Source organism: Bacillus sp. BPN334 (assembly GCF_008368885.1).
Taxonomy (GTDB): domain Bacteria; phylum Bacillota; class Bacilli; order Bacillales; family Bacillaceae_G; genus Bacillus_A; species Bacillus_A wiedmannii.
Map to the genome: position 1 here is coordinate 120,417 of NZ_QOZW01000020.1, position 21,469 is coordinate 141,885.

A 21,469-nucleotide genomic window follows, 5' to 3' on the forward strand; every position below is an offset into this window, starting at 1 on the left:
CCTCTTACGTATTTTTCACTTATAATCTCTTATTCTATTTCTTTACTAATTCTTTCGGTGCGTGAATCCAGCTCATCATTTCACGAAGCTCTGCTCCTACTTTTTCTAACTGATGATTTTGTTCTGCTTTTTTCATCGCATTATACGTTGGTCGCCCAGCTTGATTTTCTAAAATCCACTTCTTCGCGAATTCACCTTGCTGAATTTCTGTAAGTACTCGTTTCATTTCTTTCTTCGTTTCATCTGTAACAATTCTCGACCCTGTTACATAATCTCCGAACTCTGCCGTATCGGAAATAGAATGGCGCATGTTCGTTAAACCACCTTCGTACATTAAATCAACAATTAACTTTAATTCATGTAAACATTCAAAGTATGCAATTTCAGGACGATATCCGCCTTCTGTTAATGTTTCAAAACCAGCTTTCACAAGTGCCGTTACCCCGCCGCAAAGCACTGCTTGCTCACCGAATAAATCCGTCTCTGTTTCTTCTTGGAATGTCGTTTCAATTACGCCTGCACGTGTACAGCCTACACCTTTTGCATACGCAAGAGCTAAACTTAATGCTGTTCCTGTTGCATCTTGATGTACTGCTACTAATGCCGGAACACCATTTCCTTCTTGAAATACACGCCGAACGAGATGACCTGGACTTTTTGGCGCGACCATCGCTACATCTACGTAACTTGGCGGGTTAATTTGTCCGAAGTGAATATTAAATCCATGTGAGAAAAGTAACATTTGTCCTTCACGGAGATTCTCTTCTACTTCTACTTTATACACATGTGCTTGCTGTTCATCTGGCAATAGCATTTGTACAACTTGCGCGGTTCGAACAGCTTCTGAAACAGACATTACTTCAAATCCATCTGCTTTTGCTACTTCAAAAGACTTACCAGGCCGAACACCAACTACAACTTCCACACCAGAATTACGTAAATTTTGTGCCTGCGCATGACCTTGAGATCCATAACCAATTACCGCAATTGTTTTCCCTTGTAATAACTCTAAATTTGCATCTTTCTCATAATACGTTTTCATATTCCATACACTCCCTATAATTTATTTACTTGCAGTACATCAATTAATTTTTTCAACTGATCAACAAGTAATGTCGCTTCATTTTCAGTACAAACTGCTGTGAGTTTCATTTCAGAAACACCACTAGTATCTCTTTCGTTTAAATGTAAAGAAGAAATATAATAACCACGCCGAGCAAAAATCCCACTTATACGTAATAAGACGCTTGGCTCGTTATGAATAATGAGTGAAAAAGTATGGCTCATTCTTCCCACCTCTTCATAATCATTTCGTTATTCCCTTTGTTTGGCGGAACCATTGGAAATACGTTTTCACCTTCTTCTACACAAAAATCAACTACGACAGGACCTTCATGAGCAATTGCTTCTAACATCACTTGTTTCGCCTCGGTTGAATTCGTCGCTCTTAATCCCTTCACTCCATAAGCTTCTGCCACTTTCACAAAATCTGGCGATCCGATTTTTGACTCTGATAAACGATTTTCATAAAACATTTCTTGCCATTGCCTTACCATCCCTAAAAATTTGTTATTTATAATAAATACTTTTACAGGAATATTATTTTCAGCAATTGTTTGTAGTTCTTGAATGTTCATTTGAAAAGAAGCATCGCCTGCAATACAAATGACGAGTTCTTCTTCTTTTGCAAGCTGAGCACCAATTGCCGCCGGGAAACCAAACCCCATCGTTCCTAGTCCGCCAGATGTTAGAAAAGTCCGTGGGTTTTTCGCTTTATAAAAATGCGCAGCCCACATTTGATGTTGTCCTACTTCTGTCGTAACAATCGCTTCACCGTTCGTTAATTCACTTACTAGGCTAATAACATGCTGTGGTTTCAACTCACATTCTTTTTGATTGTAAGAAAGAGGATATTCCTCTTTCCACTCCTCGATTTTCGTAAGCCATTCTTTTGTTTGTGTATTAATCGGCATATGTAACAACATGTGTAACGCTTTTTTCACATCTCCAACAATCGGATATTCCACAGTTACATTTTTATGGAACTCCGCAGGATCTATATCAATATGTACCTTTTTCGAATGCGGAGAAAAGAGTTCTAATTTTCCTGTTACACGATCATCGAAGCGAACACCTAACGCAAGTAATAAATCACATTCTGTTACTGCCATATTTGCAGCGTACGTTCCATGCATGCCGAGCATTCCTAAAAATAACGAATCTCCCGGCGGATATGCACCTATTCCCATTAAAGTGGAAACGACAGGAATACGATTCTCCCTCGCAAACTGGATGAGTTCATCTGATCCACCTGCATGAATGACACCTCCGCCGATATAAAGAAGTGGGCGTTTTGCTTTTGAAATTTCTTTAGCCACCTCTCTAAGCTTCCTACTGTCTGGCATAGGCTCTATTTTGTATCCTGGAATCTCAATTACTTCATTATAAAAATTTGTTACATTTTCATTTTGAACATCTTTTGGAATATCAATTAATACTGGTCCCGGTCGCCCGCTTTCGGCGATATAAAAAGCTTCTTGTACAATACGTGATAAATGATTCACATCACGAACTTGGTAATTATGCTTCGTAACAGGTACTGTAATCCCGATAACATCTGCTTCTTGAAATCCGTCTTTTCCGATGAGAGGTTTTGCAACTTGCCCTGTAATAACAACTAAAGGAATCGAATCCATATAAGCATCTGCTAAACCCGTAACTAAATTTGTCGCCCCTGGTCCAGAGGTAGCAAAGACCACCCCGACATTTCCAGAAGCTCTCGCATACCCTTCTGCCGCATGAATGGCAGCTTGTTCATGACGAGTTAAAACGTGCTTCAAACCACTTCCGTATAACGCATCGTATACTGGCAAAATCGCTCCGCCCGGATAACCGAAAACAGTCGTTACACCTAAATTTTTCAAACATTGAATAACGTGTCCGGCACCTGTCACATTTTCACACTGTAATTTCTCACATGTTGTATGCTGCTCCATTTTAATTAACTCCTCTCCCTATCTACAGTAAGCTCTCCGCCAGTCCTGGAACACGTACCCCTCTTTCTCTCGTTAACTTTTTAAATTCCTCTGTCAATTGTTTCGTTACACTTCCCGGTCTCCCATCTCCTATTTCTCTTGAATCAACTTTTACAACCGGAATTAATTCTGCTGCCGTTCCTGTTAAAAACACTTCATCAGCTACATATACGTCATGACGAGTAAACGGTCTTTCCTCACACCGAATATTAAGTCGCTCACATAGCTCGATAACACTATTTCTCGTAATACCTTCTAGCGCTCCTAAATAAGAAGGAGGTGTTAACACTTTTCCATCTTTCACAACGAAAACATTATCTCCAGATCCTTCACAAACATATCCTTGTTGATTTAACATAAGTGCCTCTAGCACTCCTGCTTGCGCCGCTTCAATTTTTACAAGTACGTTATTTAAGTAGTTCATTGACTTAATGCGTGGATCTAGTGCATCTGGCGTATTACGTCTTGATGCAACAGATACAACGCTTAATCCATTATCGTAAAATTCCTGAGGGAATAACTTTAATTGTTCTGCAATGATAATAACGCTCGGTTTCACACAACTTCTAGGGTCGAGCCCTAAGTCACCTTTTCCTCGTGAAACAATTAAACGAATGTAAGCATCCGCATACTCATTTTTTTGCAACGTTTGTAAAACCGCTTCTTCCATTTCTTCAACCGTCAATGGGATTGTAAGTAAAATAGATTTTGCCGATTCATATAATCGTTTTACATGTTCTTTTAAACAAAATACATTTCCACCGTAACTACGAATTCCTTCAAATACACCGTCTCCGTATAAAAAACCGTGATCATATACTGAAACAACTGCCTTTTCCTTTTCTACAAATTCCCCATTCATATAAATGTACTGGTTTCCCATCTCACATCGCTCCTCTTTTTTTCTCTCTATTTTTGCAATCTATTTCTATATCGATTGCTGAGATGAGTATTTTTAACAGAATATTCAGTATATAAACCTTAAAAATATACTCGTCTCAACAATCGATTACATACATACTTGTAGCAATCCATTGCTGAGACGAGGGAATCGTGGTACCACTCAGCTTCCTTACACTTCTCACGAAATATAAGCTCTGCAAGTCCAATTAGACTTTTGTTTTTCTATCGGAAACAACTCCGCTACTTTTTACTAGTTTCAAAAGTAGTGCTCCGAGGTGATCTTCAATGATGAAATTGTTACCGCCCTCACAGCTTCTAGGCGGCTCTCTGAAACAATTTTTATCATTTACTCTCCTCTTCTACGCATTCTCTTATTCGATTTTTTAAAATAAAAACTCTCGCCTCAGCAATCAACTACTACAATTTAGTAGCTTTGATTGCTGAGGCGAGAGTTTCGCGGTACCACTCAGCTTCCTTATACTTCTCGCGAAATATAAGCTTTGTAGGTCCAATTAGACCCCCGTCCTTTTATCGGAGACGATGCCGTCGCCCTCTACTCAGTTTCCCTTTCGCAAGCGATGCTCCGAGGTGATCTTCAATGATTCGATTGTTACTACTCTCACAGCCTAGGAGCAGCTCTCTGAAACGATCATAACCATCTACTTTCCTCTTCTTTGCATATGTAACATATGAAGTTGGAAAATTCTTAATTAACTTTTATTTGTTAAACGTATTATAGGACGTTGTTCTTTTCATTGTCAACATGTTTTTCCGAAAAAAAATAAAATTCAATCAATTCAAGAGAAGTTTATTTATTTTTTCTCAAAACAAAATCGGAATGAACTTCTTACACATACTCATATATTACTTAAGTATGTTCGCATTACTACATAAAGAAAAACAACTTAATAACATATAAAATTTTTTGAGGAGATGAGAAAACTATGTTAAAAGGAAAAGTGGCATTAGTTACAGGAGCAAGCCGAGGAATTGGACGTGCTATTGCAAAACGTTTAGCAAACGACGGTGCATTAGTTGCTATTCATTACGGAAATCGAAAAGAAGATGCTGAAGAAACTGTTTATGAAATTCAATCAAATGGCGGATCTGCTTTTTCTATCGGTGCAAACCTTGAATCTTTACATGGTGTAGAAACCCTTTATAGTTCTTTAGATAACGAATTACAAAAAAGAACTGGTAGTACTAAATTCGATATTTTAATAAACAACGCTGGAATTGGTCCTGGTGCTTTTATTGAAGAAACGACTGAACAATTTTTTGATAGAATGGTTTCAGTAAATGCAAAAGCACCATTCTTTATCATCCAACAAGCTCTATCTCGTTTACGTGACAATAGCCGAATTATTAATATTTCATCCGCTGCCACTCGTATTTCTTTACCTGATTTCGTTGCATATAGTATGACGAAAGGCGCTATTAATACGATGACTTTCACACTAGCAAAACAGCTCGGAGCACGAGGAATAACAGTGAATGCAATACTTCCTGGATTTATTAAAACAGATATGAATGCGGAACTCTTGAGCGACCCAATGATGAAACAGTACGCTACTACCATTTCCGCTTTTAATCGCTTAGGTGAAGTAGAAGATATTGCCGATACCGCGGCATTTCTCGCTTCTCCAGACAGCCGCTGGGTTACTGGACAATTAATTGATGTGAGCGGAGGATCTTGTTTGTAATTTCTTAATCTACTTACGCAAAAAAAGGCCAGCACTTTTGCTGGCCTTTTTCATTGTGTAAAACGATACCCTACTCCCCAAATTGTCTCGATATATGATTTATCGAATGGATCGAGTTCAATTTTGTGACGAATATTTTTCACATGTACAGCAACCGTTGCTGCATCACCAATTACATCCATCCCCCATACAGTTTCAAAGAGACGATCTTTACTAAATACTTGATTTGGATGTTCTGCCATACAAGTTAATAAATCAAATTCTTTTCCTGTTAGCATGACCTCAGTTCCATTTACAAATACACGTCGGGCCGATTTATCAATAAGCAATCCTCGAATACGAATTTCATCTTTTATTTGTTCTCGTTTTCCTGTTAAACGATCATAACGAGCTAGATGAGCATTTACACGTGCCACCATTTCACTCGGGCTAAACGGTTTTATAATATAATCATCTGCTCCAAAACCTAACCCTTTAATTTTATCGATTTCCTCTTGTTTTGCGGATACCATAAGTATTGGGATGTCCTTTTTCAATCGAACTTGTTTACAAATTTCATATCCATCTATTCCCGGTAACATTATGTCTAAAATTAACAAGTCATAATCCTCCAGAAGAACTCTTTGTAAACCTTTTTCGCCAGAGTAATCAATATCTACTGTATACCCAGCAACCTCTAAATAATCCTTTTCTAACTCTGCTATAATTGCTTCATCTTCAATAATTAAAATTCTTTTCAAGATGCTCTCCTTTTTCTAATTGATTTTTTGTAATGTAAATGCCAGCGTCGTTCCTTTACCTTTTTTGCTTTCTACCCAAATATCACCACCATGTTGTGTGATAATCTGATGTGCAATTGACAAACCAAGTCCGCTTCCACCTGTTTTAGAATTTCTAGAATAATCTGCACGATAAAACCTTTCAAATATATGAGGCAACGCCTTCTCTTCTATTCCTACCCCATTATCTTTTATGTAAATCGTTACATAATCAATAGATTCAGTCATGCGAATTCCTATATAGCCCTCTTCTTTATCCATATACTTCACACTATTCCAAATGATATTTGTAATAACGCGTCGTAATTTTTCACGATCACCTTTTACCAAAATAGAAGTATCCTTTTGAGCATCCCATCTCACTGCAATTCCCTTATCTTGTAATTCAAGCTGTAGTTCTTCTATACAATCAGATAAGTATTGATTAATTTCAACCTCTTCAAATTGAAACGGTTCCTCTTTTAAATCAAGTTTTGAAAAGAGAAAAAGCTCGTCAATTAATTGATCCATATCAAACACTTTATGATAAATAATCGTTAAATATTTATCTAATTGTTCTGGAGTTCGAGCGATACCCTCTTTAATTCCTTGTACATAACCTTTAATAGCCGTAATTGGCGTCCGTAAATCATGAGAAATATTTGAAAGCAACTCTTTACGATTTTTTTCATATTGCATTTGCAACTCGACCGATTCCTTCAACCTGCCACGCATCTCTTCAAACGATAAACTTAATTCACCTATTTCATCTTTCGCAAGTGGCTTTACTTGAAAATCTAAATCACCCTTTTGAATTCTTTCCGTTGCCTGCTTTAATGAATGCAATGGTTTAATAATACTCCGTGATATAAAATATGTTAATATTCCATTCGTAATAATTAACCCAAGTATTAAAGAGAATACGAAATACGGGAAAAATTCTCTAATCATTTCTTCTAAAGGATTTACATACTCAAATACAAAAATACTAACCTTATCCTTCTCTTCATCGTAGTAATCAAATTGCTTATAGTAAAAAGAATTACCCTCTATTTTCACATCCATTCCCTTTCTTTGTCCTTCCGTTTCAAATGCGGGTAGGTATTTATCAAACGAAGAGATTTTAAAATATGGGGATGAATATGTAAGCTCATCATTTTTTCGAATTAGTAATCCTGCTTGATTATCGTTTAATTCTTTATCAGTTTCCTTTAAAAAATTTATATCCTCCAATTTATCTGGAGCATACGATGAAAGAATTTTCAACCTACTAAAAATATCATCTTCATCTTCTTTTGTACGAATAGCTCCCTCCTGCTCTTTATCAATGAGAGAATGACTATTTTGATTAAGACCAATGATTGCTTTTGCAATACGAATATCACCAAATAAAGTAACACTAATTAAAATAACTGCTATACCGCAAAAAACGATTGGAATAATTACCATCGCAACATACGACAACAGCAATCTAATACGGATTGACATTACAGAACTCCTATGAACATTATAATTTTAGCTTGTTACAGAATTCACCGGAAACGAAACTTGACTCATCCAAATACCAGCTAATAATACGAGTATAGCTAGAACAATTTCTAAGAGCAATAAACGGCGATTAACTGTTCCAATATCGTTACCCCATGTTTTCGTTTGTCTCCATGCTACAATTGTAATTATACATACAGTAAGAATCTTTATATTTAAAAGGTTCGTCCATATTGAATTAAAATTAAAAAGTACCCAATTCCTCGTCTGTAAAAACACAATTAATTCCCCAGAAAGAAATGCTAGAATAAATGAAATACCAGCAATAATACTAAAATGTTTACGGAAACGCTTTTGATCAAATGTAATTTTGTATAATGTTGTCCACGCTATAACAAGAGCTAAATAAATAAGTGCTCCTAGCCACACTGCAATACTCATAACGTGGACCATTCTAATTATAACTGCTGCCCAATTTGGATTCGTAATCCATACATGACCTGTGAAAGAAAAACTCGCAACAAGAAATCCCCAAACTAGCGCATACCATTCGTTCCCCATATGCTGTAAAGACATAAGAACTAATAATAGCAGTTGAATCATAATAATAACTGAAAATGGCGAATGAATAAGTAAACTTCCCTTCGGAATAACTGACTTATATACTATTAATTCGGCTATTAATCCTACTACAAGTATAGAGAAGAAAATCTTTTTCATATTCTTCATTCTTTGCAATATGGAAGGTAATCTATAACGTTTTACAAACATATCGATCCACTTTACTCCTGCTCCAATTAAAATCATTCCCTCTACAATATAGCGTAGTGTTACTATCATAACATCTGAAAATACTGAGCCACTCCCACTCGCATTTCCCTCTACCACTACATTAGTTTGTAATTCTTCTCCAATTGAAAAGGGATAGCCTCCCTCACTCGGATGTCCGTCTGCAGAAATCATAGACCACCTTACTGTGTAAGTACCATTATTTAAGCTTGGTAATTTCACTTTTATTTTTTTGGGGTTATCTAATATTTCAACCTTTGATACTTGCACTCTCTTTGCACTTGGATCTAGCAGTTCAATATTGACTACATTTCCTGTAACTGGTTCACTAAATTCAAGAATAATCTGTTCCGGTTGTACTGTAAGAACCTCCCCCTCTTTAGGGGTGGCTCCTACAACACTTGTATGAGCAAATACACTACTATGAGAAAATAAAAATATACTTACACTTGTTAAAATAAATACTATCATTCTATAAAGCATGAAAACCTCCGTATTATTATTCTGGATGATTACCTGAGTGATCTCCGGTAGAAAATGGAGTAGTTACCCCCTCATAATTCATCATCGTATGCATTCCTTTTTCCGCATGAACGAGATGATGACAATGAACCATCCATAGTCCACTATTATTTGCCTCTAAAGCAATTTCATATTCTTCTCCCGGAAAAACATTAACTGTATCTAAGTAAATCGGACTTCCCTCCATTGGTTTACCATTTTTAGAAATAACCTGGAATGTATGTCCATGCAAATGCATTGGATGAATTTCTTCTCCCTTATTTTTAAAGCGAATCTTAACTTTATCTCCTTTCTCTACTTTAATGGGTGGAATATCAGGTGATGTCTTTCCATTAATCGTATACACCCATTTTTCTTGTCCATTTACATCTTTCACACCTTCTGCCAAATCCATATCATAGACCTTTGTAAACTTTGAATCTATCGTAAACTTGCCAACTTCTTTTTCTCCATATTTCGTAAAGTCAAACCATGGATAACTCTTTATATCAATAGGTTTTTTCGGCAAAGAACCGTTCCCAATAGTCGCCGTTAACATTCGATTCATTTTCTTAGATGGATCCACATTAATAAGTTTTACACTCGTTGTTTCCGGCATTTTAAAAACAAGGTCATAACGTTGTGCAGCTCCCAACGGAAGAATTGCTTTATCTAGCTCGTCCCCACCTTTTATATCACGACCATCTAATGCGATAATTTGAAATGGCGCCCCAACTAATGTCATTAAATGCGTATTATTCCCAGCATTAATTAAGCGAAGGCGTACTGTTTCACCTGGTTTTGCATCCAATCGTAGTCCCTCACTTGTATCATTTAATGTAAATACATCGTAATCATCTCCATCAGATAAATCTTTGAGTTGATCATTACTTGGCATCATTAACGGTCCTTCTAAAGTTTGCGCCTTTTCATTTCGAATATGATTGCTAGGATAGCTATCCCAATCTTTATCTTGTTCGCCATTATGCTTACCGGTTTTTATGGCTCCTGTTTTCCATTCATGGATCGCCACTGTATAATCCTTTTCATATTTTACAGCTGGTTTATTCGGTTCAATAACAATGGTTCCAAATAGTCCCCGTTCCGTTTGTATTGCACTTTTTTGATGTGAATGATACCAATATGTCCCTACCTGATTAGCATTAAATGCGTATGTATATGTTTCACCTGGTTTTATAGCATTTTGCGTAACACCTGGAACACCGTCTACCGCCGCAGGAACATCTAATCCATGCCAATGGATTGTAACCGGTTCTGGCAATTCATTTTTCAAATTTACAACAATACGTTCACCTTGTTTAACTCGAATTTGAGTACCCGGTGATGTTCCATCAAAGGTCCATGCATCTACCTTTTTCCCATCTCCCAAATCTAAACTTGCTACTTTCGCCGTAATATTAAAAGTTTTTGTAACCCTTTTTTTGGCATCTGAATTAGCAATAGATGTAATTGATTCTGAAGTAGATGTTGCATCTGTTAACTTCTTTTTTTCATTTGTACCTGGGTAATTATTTATTAAAAAATATCCAAAAATAACTAACCCTAATAGTAAGCATGCCGCAATCAATATATTTCTTAAATCGCTTTGTATAAATTCCTTTTTCATATTAGTCTCTCTTTCATTTTTTGTTGTAAACTATTAATTTTCATACGTGGATTCATTGCCTATCACCTCACATATTCACTTCGATTTACATCATAACACTCAGAAAAAAAGAAACTTTGAAGGAATTTTAAAGACTTTATAAAGAAATATATTTCAATTTTTCTTTACTTCTAAATCTTTTTTATTGCGTAATAAAAAAGATTGTATAATACTATATAAAACATATATATTTAGGAGGATTACAACAATGTCCGAAAAAACATACGAACTCGCAACCTTCGCAGGCGGTTGCTTTTGGTGCATGGTAAAGCCATTTGATGAACTTCCTGGTATTCATAAAGTACTTTCTGGCTATGCAGGTGGTCATGTAGAAAACCCAACATATGAACAAGTAAAAGCTGGTACATCTGGTCATTTAGAAGTTGTACAAATTACATTCGATCCTTCTATTTTTCCATATGAAAAATTACTAGATTTATATTGGCCACAAATCGATCCAACTGATGATGGCGGACAATTCTTTGACCGTGGTCCCTCTTATCGCACTGCTATTTTTTATCATAATGAAACGCAAAAAGAGCTTGCTGAAAAATCAAAACAAGCTCTTGCAGAAAGCGGTATGTTTAAAGAGCCAATCATAACTGAAATTCGCCCGGCTGCACCTTTTTATGAGGCTGAAGAATACCATCAACATTTCTATAAAAAGAACCCAGAAAAATATGCTACTGAGCAAAAAGAATCTGGCCGTGAAGACTTTATAAAAGAAAATTGGCAAAAAAAATAATAAAAATGCATCGTACCTTTTAAGTACGATGCATTTTTATCTTTGAAAAAAGTACCATGCAATGATGAGAACAACCGCTGTCAATGTCCAAAGTGCGATTTCATTTTTCACTCTACTCTTCTTCTTAGTCATTTCATTCCCTCCTAATAGCAATACAACATATTCAAGATTTCCTCTGTTTAATTGTCCATCTTATATACGTGAATACATCCGTACAAATTCTTATAACAAGACCACCAATGATTCCGATTGCAATTGAAATTACTAATGTCTGTCCAAAACTAAAAGTAGTTGTGTATGTTATGTAGAGAACAACGCATACAAGTAAAACATCCGGTAAAGAAAGCAAAAACTTTTTAAGCATTTCTTCAGCTCTCCTATGTCTTATTTATCTCTTCTACTGTAGCTTTGAAATAAGATTTGTTTAAAAACTCCATTTAGACCTTCATTTTACGGAAAAGAATAAGACCCCCTTTTGAAAAGGGACTCTTATGTACATGTTCTATTCCATAATTACTCCTAAAATAGAATAATATTACTAATGATTTGTTGTACATTAACTATTTGCCAGGCAATCGAATGTTGCGCCAACTACCTACATCGCATTGACCGTATGTATTATCACCTACTGCTACCACCGTGCCATCTAATTTAAGACCGACCGTATGCGCACAACCAGCTGCTACCGCTACAATATCGCGCCAATCACTTACATTACATTGACCATACTCATTCCAGCCTACTGCCACCACGGTACCGTCTGATTTAAGTCCGATTGTATGATTCGTACCAGCTGCTATTACCATAATATCTCTCCAGCTGCCTACATCGCATTGACCAAGTTTATTATTACCCACCGCCATCACTTTTCCATCCGTTTTCAAACCAACAGTATGAAGGTAACCTGCGGCCAACTCCACCATTCCACGCCATTCACTTACATTGCATTGGCCATATCGATTATTCCCCACTGCCGTCACTGCGCCGTCCAATTTAAGACCGACTGTATGCCAATCACCCGCCGTGACCGCCACAATATTTCTCCAGCTACTTATATTACATTCTCCTTCTTTATTTCGCCCCACCGCTATTACCGTGCCATCCGGTTTAAGTCCAATGGTACGACGCCATCCCGCCGCAACCGATACAATATTATGCCATTCGTTTACATCACATTGATCATGCTTATTCCACCCCACCGCTTCCACAGTATTATCACTTTTCAGAGCGATTGTATGAGCATTACCCGTGTTCGTCGCCATATGAACATTGCCCGCTGCGACTGCTTCAATATCACACCAACGGCTTACATTGCATTCTCCTTCTTTATTTCGCCCCACTGCCACAACTGTGCCATCCGATTTAAGAGCAACTGTATGACCACGACCTGCCGCTATCGTACCTTTAGGCCACCGTTTCACTTTTAATATCTCTTCGTAATTCATGTTTTACCTCCTTGCATATAAGCAACTGTATCCAAATAGATATTTTTATCTAATTTCATTATAAATGACCCGACTTTTTTTATAAATTTACAGCTATAAAAGAAGCCTATTACTACTTCTTCAAAAAATAAAAACCTCCAGTTTAAATACTAGAGGTTTTTTCTTTATTTCTTCAATCGTTCGATAAAATCGTTCAATTTATCAAGAGATTTCATATTCTGATTACAAGCTACACCATCTTTACAAATATAGTTTCCCTTTTTAACGAAAGTTCCTTGTACATCACCTTTAATTTCAACTAAAAACATCCCTACTTCTTCATGTCCATGACATAATGAACAAATACTCTTTTTATTTAAACTTTGGAACGTTCCTTGCAGACCAACAAACTTATTTTTATCATTTTTCGCTATAATAAATTTCCTGCTTGACCCTTTATCAATCCAGCTTAAATAAGATAATTCTTTCATGTCCAGTTCTTCCATATCAGGAAGTTTTAATTTTTTCGCTTTAGGAAATAATTTTTTTAATGTTTGCGCTGTAACTTCCTGAAATGGAATTACATACGGATTTATTTTCATTAAAAACGATTCTGCATCTTCTCTATTTTGAACTGTTAATACCGTATCAATTAACTCTTTTTGTTCATCCGTTAAATTCTCAAATACATGTATTATCTTTTCAATCGCTAGTGATTTTAACGCTTGAATTACACCTCTATCATTTGCCGTTGCATGCCCGTTTGCTAAAATATAAGCTTGTGACTTTATAAAATTGTATTGATCACTTCTAATAAAAGCTTCCATCTTTATCACTCCATACAAATTGTTGATCTAGTGTTATTGTATACATAGATTCAGCTTTTTGATATGTAAAAGATAACTTAGAAACGAATATTACATACATCAATTATGTTCTACTGCTTCATTTCTTGACAAAAGAAGCCATCATCTGTTTTCCATTCTGCATATAATACATCTTCAAATTTAGTAATCCCTTTTTGCTTTATTTGTTTATAAAGCCATCCTTCATCAAAACCTGCTTCCCTCAAATTATCTTTCACTACTTTCCCATCACTAATTAATGAAATAGGTAAGTAAACAGGCTTATGTTTTAAACTTAAATCATTTATAGTGGGAGATTCATATTTACTTTTTTTCAATACACTTATGTTTCCATTTGGTTCCAAAATCATATACTCAACTTCTCGGATTGAAAATATATCTTTTTGTTGTCTTAGCATTTGTTGTAATTGGTTAATATCCAAATGATTCGATTTTAATTGCTCTCTGTCAATACGTCCATTTCGAATGATAATAGAAGGGTATCCTTCAAAAAACCTTCTTGTCCCCCTAAATTTTTGTGTTATCACTTCTATTGCGTAAATTAACACTGTCCATACAAGTACCGCATATAAAATAGACCATACTCTCACTTCAGGGTCATATATCGTATTTCCGACTAATTCCCCAAGAACAATGGCAGAAATAAAATCAAATGGCGTTAACTGAGATATTTGTGTTTTCCCTAATATTTTAGTCGCAACCAATAGAACAAAAAAACCAACAAACAGTTCTATCGTTATTTGTCCTAAATGATTCATATGTAGTCACCTTTCTGTCATATGAAATATAACATTTTTATTCCTATTCACATTTCTATGCCGTACAATCACGATTCACTTTTACTATTATCATTCCTATTTAAAACCAATATATCCAATATATACAAAGAAAAAAAGAGTCTAGTTCAATTTTATAATTGAACTAGACTCTTTTATTTTCATTTAGAATACACAATCTTTTTAATCGTTTCTCCGGAAAGAAAATGCTCCTCTGCAAGTTGATGAATGGAAACTCCACTTTTAAACGCTTCTTTAATTGTTTTATTTCTTTCATCTAATTGTTTTCTTCCTCCAGATCGTGTACCCCATTTATAATGTTTCGTTTCTTGTTTTGGAATGTAAATTGTTTCACCTTGTATATACTTTTGAATTTCAGTAATTAAACTTTCTGGTAAAACCGTCGCAGCTTTAACGTATTTCATTTCTGCTCGCCCCTTATTTTTTATGGTTCATTTCAATAAGGTGCAAAGCCAAATATAAAAAAATGATACAAGCTCATTTTAGGCGATTGTATATTACTTTTCTACCTCACGCAAAGTATCGCCATTTCCATACTTGGCTTTGCATGAGACGCTGCAGTGTCCGGCAATTGAATTGTAATCGCCATATAAACACCTCCTAATATACCTTTTGCATTTTATTATATGATAAATCCCTTCCCCTTGCATCCACATCCTTTTTAAAGCATGAAATTACTTAGTTTGATATAATACTTTTTAGTCCAATCCAAAAATATAGTGAGGTTACTTTATGAAAAAGAAAATAATCATTACAATCGTTACATTATTCATTATTACTGTAGCATTGTTCGGAACATACAAATTGATGAACGCAAGAAGTTTTCAATTGTTTGGAGATTTAACAAACCGAGTAGAAACAAATGAAAAAGTGATTGCTTTAACTTTTGATGATGGCCCTACGAACAATGTAAAACAAATATTACCGCTACTAGATACATACAATGCAAAAGCTACTTTCTTTTTAATCGGAAATGAACTAGAGAAAAACTTATCGTTAGGAGAAAATATCGTACAATCTGGACACCAAATTGGAAACCATACATACTCTCATAACAGAATGGTTTTTAAAACACCTTCTTTTATTAAAGAAGAAATAGAAAAAACGAATGCATTAATCCGCCAAACAGGATATACAGGCGAAATTGATTTTAGACCACCTAACGGTAAAAAGCTAATTGGTCTGCCCTATTATTTAAATAAAAATAATATCGAAACAATCATATGGGACCTTGAACCTGATACTTTTTATAAATCTGCGTCCGATAAAATTGAATATGTTAATAAAAATGTAAAACCAGGTTCTATCATTTTATTACACTCTATGTATGATGGGGCTAATGAAAATTTACAGACCATTGAAGGTATTTTAGACTCTTTATCTAAGAAGGGCTATCAGTTCGTAACAGTAAACGAACTGCAAAAAAGAGCAAAATAAAGTAAAACTTTAATCAGTGGGGGCTTTTACGGGCAGTTGATCCTCCACCTAAATTCTTCACTTTCGCTGAGTTTTGAGGCGGGGGTCTTACTTCCCGTTAATACGGGATAAAAAGGTAGCGTATCATAGAGCGATACGCTACCTTTCTTTTTAAATAATGCCAAGTACATTTAAGAATACGATAATAATCGCAATTGGTGCGATAAAGCGAAGTAAGAATAACCATAATACGAACAGTTTATAGCCTTTATTTTTACTTACACCAAGCTCTTTCATTAATACATCTTTCTTCATTTTTAAAGGAACAAAGATGGAAACTAATAAAACACCAAGTGGCATTAGTACGTTACTCACTGCATAGTCCGCTAAATCAAAGATTGTCTTTCCGAAAATCTTCAGATCACTTAATATACCAAATGATAATGCTGATGGTACTCCAACAATGAAGATTAATAATCCTACAATTAAAGCCATTTTTTCACGTTTCCCTTTACCTTTTGCAGTTAAAGATGCAACGCTAATTTCTAACATTGAAATTGCTGATGTAATAGTAGCAAAGAAGAATAGTAATAAGAAAACGATGAAGAATAATTTTCCGAATGCCATTTTACTGAAAATAGCTGGTAATACGATAAATAATAGCCCCGGTCCTTGAGATGGTTCCATACCAAATGCGAACACTACTGGGAAAATTGCAAGTCCTGCAAGTAATGTAATTACTAATGTTAAAGCTACGATAGAAAATGCTGAACGCGGTAAACTTTCTTCCTTCGGTAAGTATGAACTATATGTTACCATTACTGCTACACCGACCGATAATGAGAAGAATGATTGACCCATCGCATATAAAATAACTTCTGATGTTACATGTGAGAAATCAGGTTGTAAGAAGAAACGAACGCCTTCTCCTGCGCCGTCTAATGTAAGGGCACGAACGATTAATACAAAGAATAAAACGAATAATGCTGGCATGAAATATTTATTTACTTTTTCAACACCATTTTGTACACCTTTACTTACGATGAAAATAGTAATAAGGATGAATAATAGCTGTGATCCAACTGCTAAATACGGATTGGAAATGATTTCACCAAACGTAGCTTCGTATGCCCCATTCCCTTCCCATAGTCTACCTGTAATTGCATTCCATAAGTATAATAAAATCCAGCCTCCTACAACACTGTAGAAAGAAAGTAATATGAAACAAGTTACAATCCCTAATTTCCCTAACCACGGCCATCGTGTTTTTGGTGCAATTTCTCTATACGCATCAACAGCCTCTTTTTGTGTACTTCTTCCGATAACGAATTCAGCTAATAATAGCGGTAAACCAATTAATAATGTGAAACCGATGAAAATAAGGAAGAACGCCCCGCCTCCTCCGATGCCGGCCATATATGGGAATTTCCAAATCGCCCCTAGACCAATTGCTGAACCTGCTGCAGCTAATACGAAACCTAATTTTGATGTCCATTGCTGTGAATTCATTTGTTAATCTCCTCTCTGTCTCTTTTTCTTTGTTTCAGTTCAGTATTTATATTGTTCTATCAATACTCTTTTCTAATACGTTCACTTCCTCCCTAATCATAAAAAAACGCCCCTACGTAAATACGTAGGGACGACAAAAATATCGCGGTACCACCCTAGTTATGAAGATACAACAAAGTTAGGACCTAAATAAAAAACGCCCCTACGCAAATACGTAGGGACGATAAATTATCGCGGTACCACCCTAGTTATGAAGCCACAACAAAGTTAGGACCTAAATAAAAAACGTCCCTACGTAAATACGTAGGGACGATAAATATCGCGGTACCACCCTAGTTGTGAAACAATCTTCACCACTTTATTTGATAACGGTATAAACTACCGTCTTTCATTTCCTCAAAATATGAGATTTATGAAAGATGCTCCAGGACGAACTTCATGAATAATCTATATACTGATTCACACCAACCATCAGCTCTCTGAAATAGGGAGATATTCACTACTATACCCTTTCATTGCCCAAATATTATTTTCCGAATTGATTACTATCATTTTTATCACACATTAAAAATAGTGTCAACTTATATTTTGAATTTTTATGTATTACATTCTATTTAAAAAATGTAAAATATGACTTTTAAATGAATAATATTAGAATATTTATGTTCCATACTATATTAACTTCTCTAACAGGTTTATAGTAGTATACGATAAATGCAAGACAGCACGAGTAGGAGGAAAGAATTTTGTCTACTTCAAAAGTTTTAAAAGGTACTGCTTTATTAAGTGGTGCAACAATGATTTCACGTATATTAGGTTTTATATACTTCTTCCCTTTTCAACTATTAGTCGGAACACAAGGGGTCGCTTTATATGGATATGCATACTCTTGGTACGGTATTTTATTAAGCTTCTCAACAGCTGGTATTCCTATTGCCGTTTCCAAATTTGTTGCAAAGCATAATGCGCTCGGTGATTATAGTACAAGCAAAAAATTATACAACTCTAGTGTAAAATTAATGCTGTTTATGGGCTTTTTAGGATTTTTAATTTTATTTATTGGGGCACCATACATATCACAATTTATTATTCGCTCGAAAACGCCAGATCCACAATTTATCGCCGATGTAACACTTACGATGCGAGCATTAAGTTTCGCACTTATTATCGTACCAGCTATGAGTGTTACACGTGGCTATTTCCAAGGTTTTCAACATATGAAACCAAGTGCCGTTTCTCAAGTCGTAGAACAAATTGCACGCGTTGTTTTCATTTTAGTTGGTAGTTTTATCGTCTCAAAACTATTAGGGGGTTCCGTAGCTTCTTCTGTTGCAGTTGCTACGTTTGGCGCTGTTATCGGAGCGATTGCCAGCGTTTCAATTTTAACGTTGTACTGGAAAAAATATAATAGATTAAAGCCTCCCGAAGGAGAATTAAAGTCAAGGGCATCAAATATTCCATTAAAAAATATTTATATGGAATTACTTCGATATGCAATCCCAATTGTATTTGTCGGTATTGCAATCCCGCTCTATACGTTAGTAGATCAATATACTGTAGCTGATGTCCTTAGAGCGATGGGCGAGCCTTTAGAAACAGCGAATGCAGTGTTCGCTTATATAACGAACTATGCCCAAAAGTTAATTATGATTCCAGCTTCACTTGCAACTGGATTCTCGTTAACGATTATTCCAGCTATAACGAAATCTTATACAAGCGGGAAACTAGAAGAATTACAAGAACAAATTTCAAAGATATTTCAAGTCTTGTTATTCTTCACTATCCCAGCTGCATTCGGTCTTGCTAGCATCGCTCACGATGCATTCCGTATGGTTTATGTAAATCCTGAAATTGCACTTGGTGGATCACAATATTTAATTTCATTTGCACCTTCTGCTATATTAAGTGCGATTTTCACAGTTTCAGCAGCTATTTTACAAGGAATCGATTATCAAAGAAAAACAATGATTGCATTCTCAGCCGGTATTCTCGTTAAAGTTTTAGTAAATACACCGCTCTTACATTTATTTGGCGGACACGGTGCTGTAATGGGAACAATTCTTGGATACCTCGTTTCCAATGTTATTATGTTGTACTGCATCGTTAAGTTTGCGAAATTTAAAATTGGCGAAACAGCAAAAACAGTATTTCTTATTACGATTTATTCCGCAGCAATGTCTGCTGTTGTAATCGCATTAAAAGCAATTTTAAAATGGTTAATTCCTGGACAATCTTATATCGAATCACTGCTTATTGTATGTATTTGTGGCGTCGCAGGAGGACTTGTTTACCTTTTATTCGTATTAACAAGCGGACTTGCTTCACATATTCTCGGTGATAGGATTCAGCGATTACCCGTACTAGGTAAATTAATCAAATAAAAAGAAGGGATGTAACGCATTGTTACATCCCTTCTTTTCTACTTCGCATATTGAATATGTTTTTGTTGTTCAACAATATGTAATTCTGGAGCATGTTGTTCTACTAAATGTAATAGCTCTTCGATTAACACCTCTAACTCCTGTACACTATACTCCGGTTTCCCTATTAACGTATTCTCCATACGCTCATATAAATTTTCAGGCTTAATACTCATTCGTTCCACATTATTCGGCATCCATTTAAATGCAGGATGATGCACATACATTCGGTTTAGACCAAATAAGACCCCAAATATATTTCTTTGCACTTCACAAATAACATCATAAAGCATAAGCCAATCTTTTCGTTTTAAAAGAGCCTCGCGATTATGCCAGCGATTGCTTAACCAAAGATTTTCTGAAATCATCCGTTTCGCTAGGTCTTCTGGATATGATACCACTTTATCTTTTAATTCCTGTACTTTCTCTTCTCCATACAAACTAACACCATCATGAACGGATGAGACAATACATTGTTTTTCATAACTTATATCATATTGATCCACCACACCTAAAATCACTTTCTCTACTGTTTCAGTTAAAAAGTTACTAATCTCTAATTTAATTCCCTCTTTTGTCAAATATGTTTCCGACCATTCTTCTTCCTCGTAAGGATGATATGACAATATTGTTCCACCAATATGATTAATAGGCCCTTTACGATCCTCGTCCTCTGGTGGTGCTGACCATAAAATATGTAATTCTATATCTGAATGTTCATCTTCTAACTTTCTAGCTACTGAACCCGCTAAAATAACAGCTTCAATCTTCGGATTTCTCCTATAAATCTCCGACATTTCTATTGCTTTCTCTTTTAATACCACTTCATTTCCCCCTAAAATTGCAGTACACTCTTACTCTTACTTTTTCATTTATCTACTTCGATATGACGCATTATATTTCCTTTTCACTGTTCCACTAAATCATATTTCTATCCAATAACGCTGAACAATTTCCCCACTATGAGAAGAAACTACTTCATTTTCTAACACACCGCCAACCTTTTGAATCGTTTTAGCCGAAGCAATATTAGTTTTATCGCAAGTTATTAACACTTTCTGCAACCCTAACTTTCGTGCTTCATATAATGCGAGTTTCAATTGTTTTGTCGCGTAACCTTGGCGACGTTTATTCGGATGAACACTATATCCAATATGACCACTTTCCCGCAATAATTCTTCGTTTAATCGTTGTCTAATATTCACAAAACCTATAAGTTCCCCTTTTTCAACACTTAAAAATTGACTAGATGGTACTCGATTACCTAGTAAGTTTTCTCCCAGTTCCTGTTTACTCACTTTTTCAAACTATTCATGGAGAGAATCAAAATTATGTAAAGAACTACTGCCGTGTGGTTGTTCGTCAGCATATAAAAACGCTTCCCGATACTCCATAATTTGTTCACTATGTTCATTTGTTGGTTTTAATAGTTTTATTGTACTTCCCCTC

General features: G+C 35.6%; 19 protein-coding genes, 1 pseudogene and 3 other annotated features. Of the genes and pseudogenes, 4 read left to right on the forward strand and 16 right to left on the reverse strand.

Features of this window, described 5'->3' with window-relative positions; all coding sequences use genetic code 11:
* Positions 1–34 precede the first annotated feature (34 nt).
* The 4 genes from ilvC to ilvE are packed head-to-tail and all read right to left on the reverse strand — an operon-like array spanning position 35 to position 3,918.
* A complete protein-coding gene (gene ilvC, locus DN393_RS27180; RefSeq protein WP_064476430.1) occupies positions 35–1,042 on the reverse strand; it encodes a ketol-acid reductoisomerase in 1,008 nt (335 codons plus the stop codon).
* A gap of 14 nt (positions 1,043–1,056) precedes the next feature.
* Positions 1,057–1,287, reverse strand: coding sequence for an ACT domain-containing protein (locus tag DN393_RS27185; RefSeq protein ID WP_064476431.1), 231 nt, complete (start codon positions 1,285–1,287; stop codon positions 1,057–1,059).
* Positions 1,284–2,996: an acetolactate synthase large subunit gene (gene ilvB / locus DN393_RS27190; RefSeq protein WP_064476432.1), complete on the reverse strand. Its 1,713-nt coding sequence runs from the start codon at positions 2,994–2,996 to the stop codon at positions 1,284–1,286. The genes DN393_RS27185 and ilvB overlap by 4 nt, the downstream gene beginning before the upstream one ends.
* A 22-nt stretch (positions 2,997–3,018) precedes the next feature.
* Positions 3,019–3,918, reverse strand: coding sequence for a branched-chain-amino-acid transaminase (gene ilvE / locus DN393_RS27195; protein ID WP_088048511.1), 900 nt, complete (start codon positions 3,916–3,918; stop codon positions 3,019–3,021).
* A 152-nt stretch (positions 3,919–4,070) separates the two neighbouring features.
* Positions 4,071–4,309: a binding site (T-box leader), on the reverse strand.
* A gap of 67 nt (positions 4,310–4,376) precedes the next feature.
* Positions 4,377–4,622 (reverse strand) — a binding site (T-box leader).
* Positions 4,623–4,882: 260 nt separating this feature from the next.
* Between ilvE and DN393_RS27200 the strand changes: the two genes are divergently transcribed.
* Entirely contained in the window at positions 4,883–5,641 is a 759-nt protein-coding gene (locus tag DN393_RS27200) for an SDR family oxidoreductase (RefSeq protein WP_064476434.1), read from the forward strand.
* A gap of 50 nt (positions 5,642–5,691) precedes the next feature.
* Here the strand turns inward: DN393_RS27200 and DN393_RS27205 are convergent, their stop codons facing one another.
* Genes DN393_RS27205 through DN393_RS27220 form a run of 4 tightly spaced genes read right to left on the reverse strand, consistent with a single transcriptional unit; the run spans position 5,692 to position 10,804 of the window.
* Positions 5,692–6,381 carry a response regulator transcription factor gene (locus tag DN393_RS27205; RefSeq protein WP_064476435.1) on the reverse strand — a complete coding sequence of 230 codons (690 nt, stop codon included), beginning with the start codon at positions 6,379–6,381 and terminating at the stop codon, positions 5,692–5,694.
* A gap of 15 nt (positions 6,382–6,396) precedes the next feature.
* On the reverse strand, positions 6,397–7,887 hold the full coding sequence (locus DN393_RS27210; RefSeq protein WP_064476436.1) for a sensor histidine kinase: 1,491 nt from the start codon (positions 7,885–7,887) through the stop codon (positions 6,397–6,399).
* Positions 7,888–7,914: 27 nt separating this feature from the next.
* A complete protein-coding gene (locus DN393_RS27215; protein ID WP_088048510.1) occupies positions 7,915–9,159 on the reverse strand; it encodes a copper resistance CopC/CopD family protein in 1,245 nt (414 codons plus the stop codon).
* 16 nt (positions 9,160–9,175) lie between these two features.
* Positions 9,176–10,804, reverse strand: coding sequence for a multicopper oxidase family protein (locus tag DN393_RS27220; RefSeq protein WP_088048509.1), 1,629 nt, complete (start codon positions 10,802–10,804; stop codon positions 9,176–9,178).
* A gap of 247 nt (positions 10,805–11,051) precedes the next feature.
* Between DN393_RS27220 and msrA the strand changes: the two genes are divergently transcribed.
* On the forward strand, positions 11,052–11,588 hold the full coding sequence (gene msrA, locus DN393_RS27225; protein WP_064476439.1) for a peptide-methionine (S)-S-oxide reductase MsrA: 537 nt from the start codon (positions 11,052–11,054) through the stop codon (positions 11,586–11,588).
* Positions 11,589–11,751: 163 nt separating this feature from the next.
* On the opposite strand, the gene DN393_RS27230 is transcribed toward msrA, so the two are convergent.
* The 5 genes from DN393_RS27230 to DN393_RS27250 form a co-directional block, all read right to left on the reverse strand.
* The gene (locus tag DN393_RS27230; RefSeq protein WP_000913390.1) at positions 11,752–11,952 is read right to left on the reverse strand and encodes a hypothetical protein; all 201 of its coding nucleotides are present in this window, start codon (positions 11,950–11,952) and stop codon (positions 11,752–11,754) included.
* Between the two features lie 196 nt (positions 11,953–12,148).
* A complete protein-coding gene (locus tag DN393_RS27235; protein WP_064476440.1) occupies positions 12,149–13,033 on the reverse strand; it encodes an RCC1 domain-containing protein in 885 nt (294 codons plus the stop codon).
* 164 nt (positions 13,034–13,197) lie between these two features.
* Positions 13,198–13,839: a FusB/FusC family EF-G-binding protein gene (locus DN393_RS27240; RefSeq protein ID WP_000387068.1), complete on the reverse strand. Its 642-nt coding sequence runs from the start codon at positions 13,837–13,839 to the stop codon at positions 13,198–13,200.
* Positions 13,840–13,949: 110 nt separating this feature from the next.
* The gene (locus DN393_RS27245; protein WP_064476441.1) at positions 13,950–14,636 is read right to left on the reverse strand and encodes a DUF421 domain-containing protein; all 687 of its coding nucleotides are present in this window, start codon (positions 14,634–14,636) and stop codon (positions 13,950–13,952) included.
* Between the two features lie 179 nt (positions 14,637–14,815).
* Positions 14,816–15,079: a CD3324 family protein gene (locus DN393_RS27250; protein WP_064476442.1), complete on the reverse strand. Its 264-nt coding sequence runs from the start codon at positions 15,077–15,079 to the stop codon at positions 14,816–14,818.
* A gap of 328 nt (positions 15,080–15,407) precedes the next feature.
* On the opposite strand from DN393_RS27250, the gene DN393_RS27255 reads away from it, so the two are divergent.
* Positions 15,408–16,112, forward strand: coding sequence for a polysaccharide deacetylase family protein (locus DN393_RS27255; protein ID WP_064476443.1), 705 nt, complete (start codon positions 15,408–15,410; stop codon positions 16,110–16,112).
* Positions 16,113–16,262: 150 nt separating this feature from the next.
* On the opposite strand, the gene DN393_RS27260 is transcribed toward DN393_RS27255, so the two are convergent.
* Complete coding sequence (locus DN393_RS27260; protein WP_064476444.1) at positions 16,263–17,600, reverse strand: sodium-dependent transporter; 1,338 nt, start codon at positions 17,598–17,600, stop codon at positions 16,263–16,265.
* Between the two features lie 302 nt (positions 17,601–17,902).
* Positions 17,903–18,125 (reverse strand) — a binding site (T-box leader).
* A 221-nt stretch (positions 18,126–18,346) separates the two neighbouring features.
* On the opposite strand from DN393_RS27260, the gene DN393_RS27265 reads away from it, so the two are divergent.
* On the forward strand, positions 18,347–19,981 hold the full coding sequence (locus DN393_RS27265) for a putative polysaccharide biosynthesis protein (protein WP_064476445.1): 1,635 nt from the start codon (positions 18,347–18,349) through the stop codon (positions 19,979–19,981).
* 38 nt (positions 19,982–20,019) lie between these two features.
* Here the strand turns inward: DN393_RS27265 and DN393_RS27270 are convergent, their stop codons facing one another.
* Both DN393_RS27270 and DN393_RS27275 read right to left on the reverse strand, forming a co-directional pair.
* Positions 20,020–20,844: a DUF4037 domain-containing protein gene (locus tag DN393_RS27270; protein ID WP_064476446.1), complete on the reverse strand. Its 825-nt coding sequence runs from the start codon at positions 20,842–20,844 to the stop codon at positions 20,020–20,022.
* A gap of 99 nt (positions 20,845–20,943) precedes the next feature.
* Positions 20,944–21,456: pseudogene (locus tag DN393_RS27275) on the reverse strand (GNAT family N-acetyltransferase).
* Positions 21,457–21,469: the final 13 nt, after the last annotated feature.

What these genes read in the sequence shown, in the direction of transcription:
- ilvC (WP_064476430.1), bottom strand. Translation starts at nt 1,042, where the DNA reads ATGAAAACGTATTATGAGAAAGATGCAAATTTAGAGTTATTACAAGGG.
- DN393_RS27185 (WP_064476431.1), bottom strand. Translation starts at nt 1,287, where the DNA reads ATGAGCCATACTTTTTCACTCATTATTCATAACGAGCCAAGCGTCTTA.
- ilvB (WP_064476432.1), bottom strand. Translation starts at nt 2,996, where the DNA reads ATGGAGCAGCATACAACATGTGAGAAATTACAGTGTGAAAATGTGACA.
- ilvE (WP_088048511.1), bottom strand. Translation starts at nt 3,918, where the DNA reads ATGGGAAACCAGTACATTTATATGAATGGGGAATTTGTAGAAAAGGAA.
- DN393_RS27200 (WP_064476434.1), top strand. Translation starts at nt 4,883, where the DNA reads ATGTTAAAAGGAAAAGTGGCATTAGTTACAGGAGCAAGCCGAGGAATT.
- DN393_RS27210 (WP_064476436.1), bottom strand. Translation starts at nt 7,887, where the DNA reads ATGTCAATCCGTATTAGATTGCTGTTGTCGTATGTTGCGATGGTAATT.
- DN393_RS27215 (WP_088048510.1), bottom strand. Translation starts at nt 9,159, where the DNA reads ATGCTTTATAGAATGATAGTATTTATTTTAACAAGTGTAAGTATATTT.
- DN393_RS27220 (WP_088048509.1), bottom strand. Translation starts at nt 10,804, where the DNA reads ATGAAAAAGGAATTTATACAAAGCGATTTAAGAAATATATTGATTGCG.
- msrA (WP_064476439.1), top strand. Translation starts at nt 11,052, where the DNA reads ATGTCCGAAAAAACATACGAACTCGCAACCTTCGCAGGCGGTTGCTTT.
- DN393_RS27230 (WP_000913390.1), bottom strand. Translation starts at nt 11,952, where the DNA reads ATGCTTAAAAAGTTTTTGCTTTCTTTACCGGATGTTTTACTTGTATGC.
- DN393_RS27235 (WP_064476440.1), bottom strand. Translation starts at nt 13,033, where the DNA reads ATGAATTACGAAGAGATATTAAAAGTGAAACGGTGGCCTAAAGGTACG.
- DN393_RS27240 (WP_000387068.1), bottom strand. Translation starts at nt 13,839, where the DNA reads ATGGAAGCTTTTATTAGAAGTGATCAATACAATTTTATAAAGTCACAA.
- DN393_RS27245 (WP_064476441.1), bottom strand. Translation starts at nt 14,636, where the DNA reads ATGAATCATTTAGGACAAATAACGATAGAACTGTTTGTTGGTTTTTTT.
- DN393_RS27250 (WP_064476442.1), bottom strand. Translation starts at nt 15,079, where the DNA reads ATGAAATACGTTAAAGCTGCGACGGTTTTACCAGAAAGTTTAATTACT.
- DN393_RS27255 (WP_064476443.1), top strand. Translation starts at nt 15,408, where the DNA reads ATGAAAAAGAAAATAATCATTACAATCGTTACATTATTCATTATTACT.
- DN393_RS27260 (WP_064476444.1), bottom strand. Translation starts at nt 17,600, where the DNA reads ATGAATTCACAGCAATGGACATCAAAATTAGGTTTCGTATTAGCTGCA.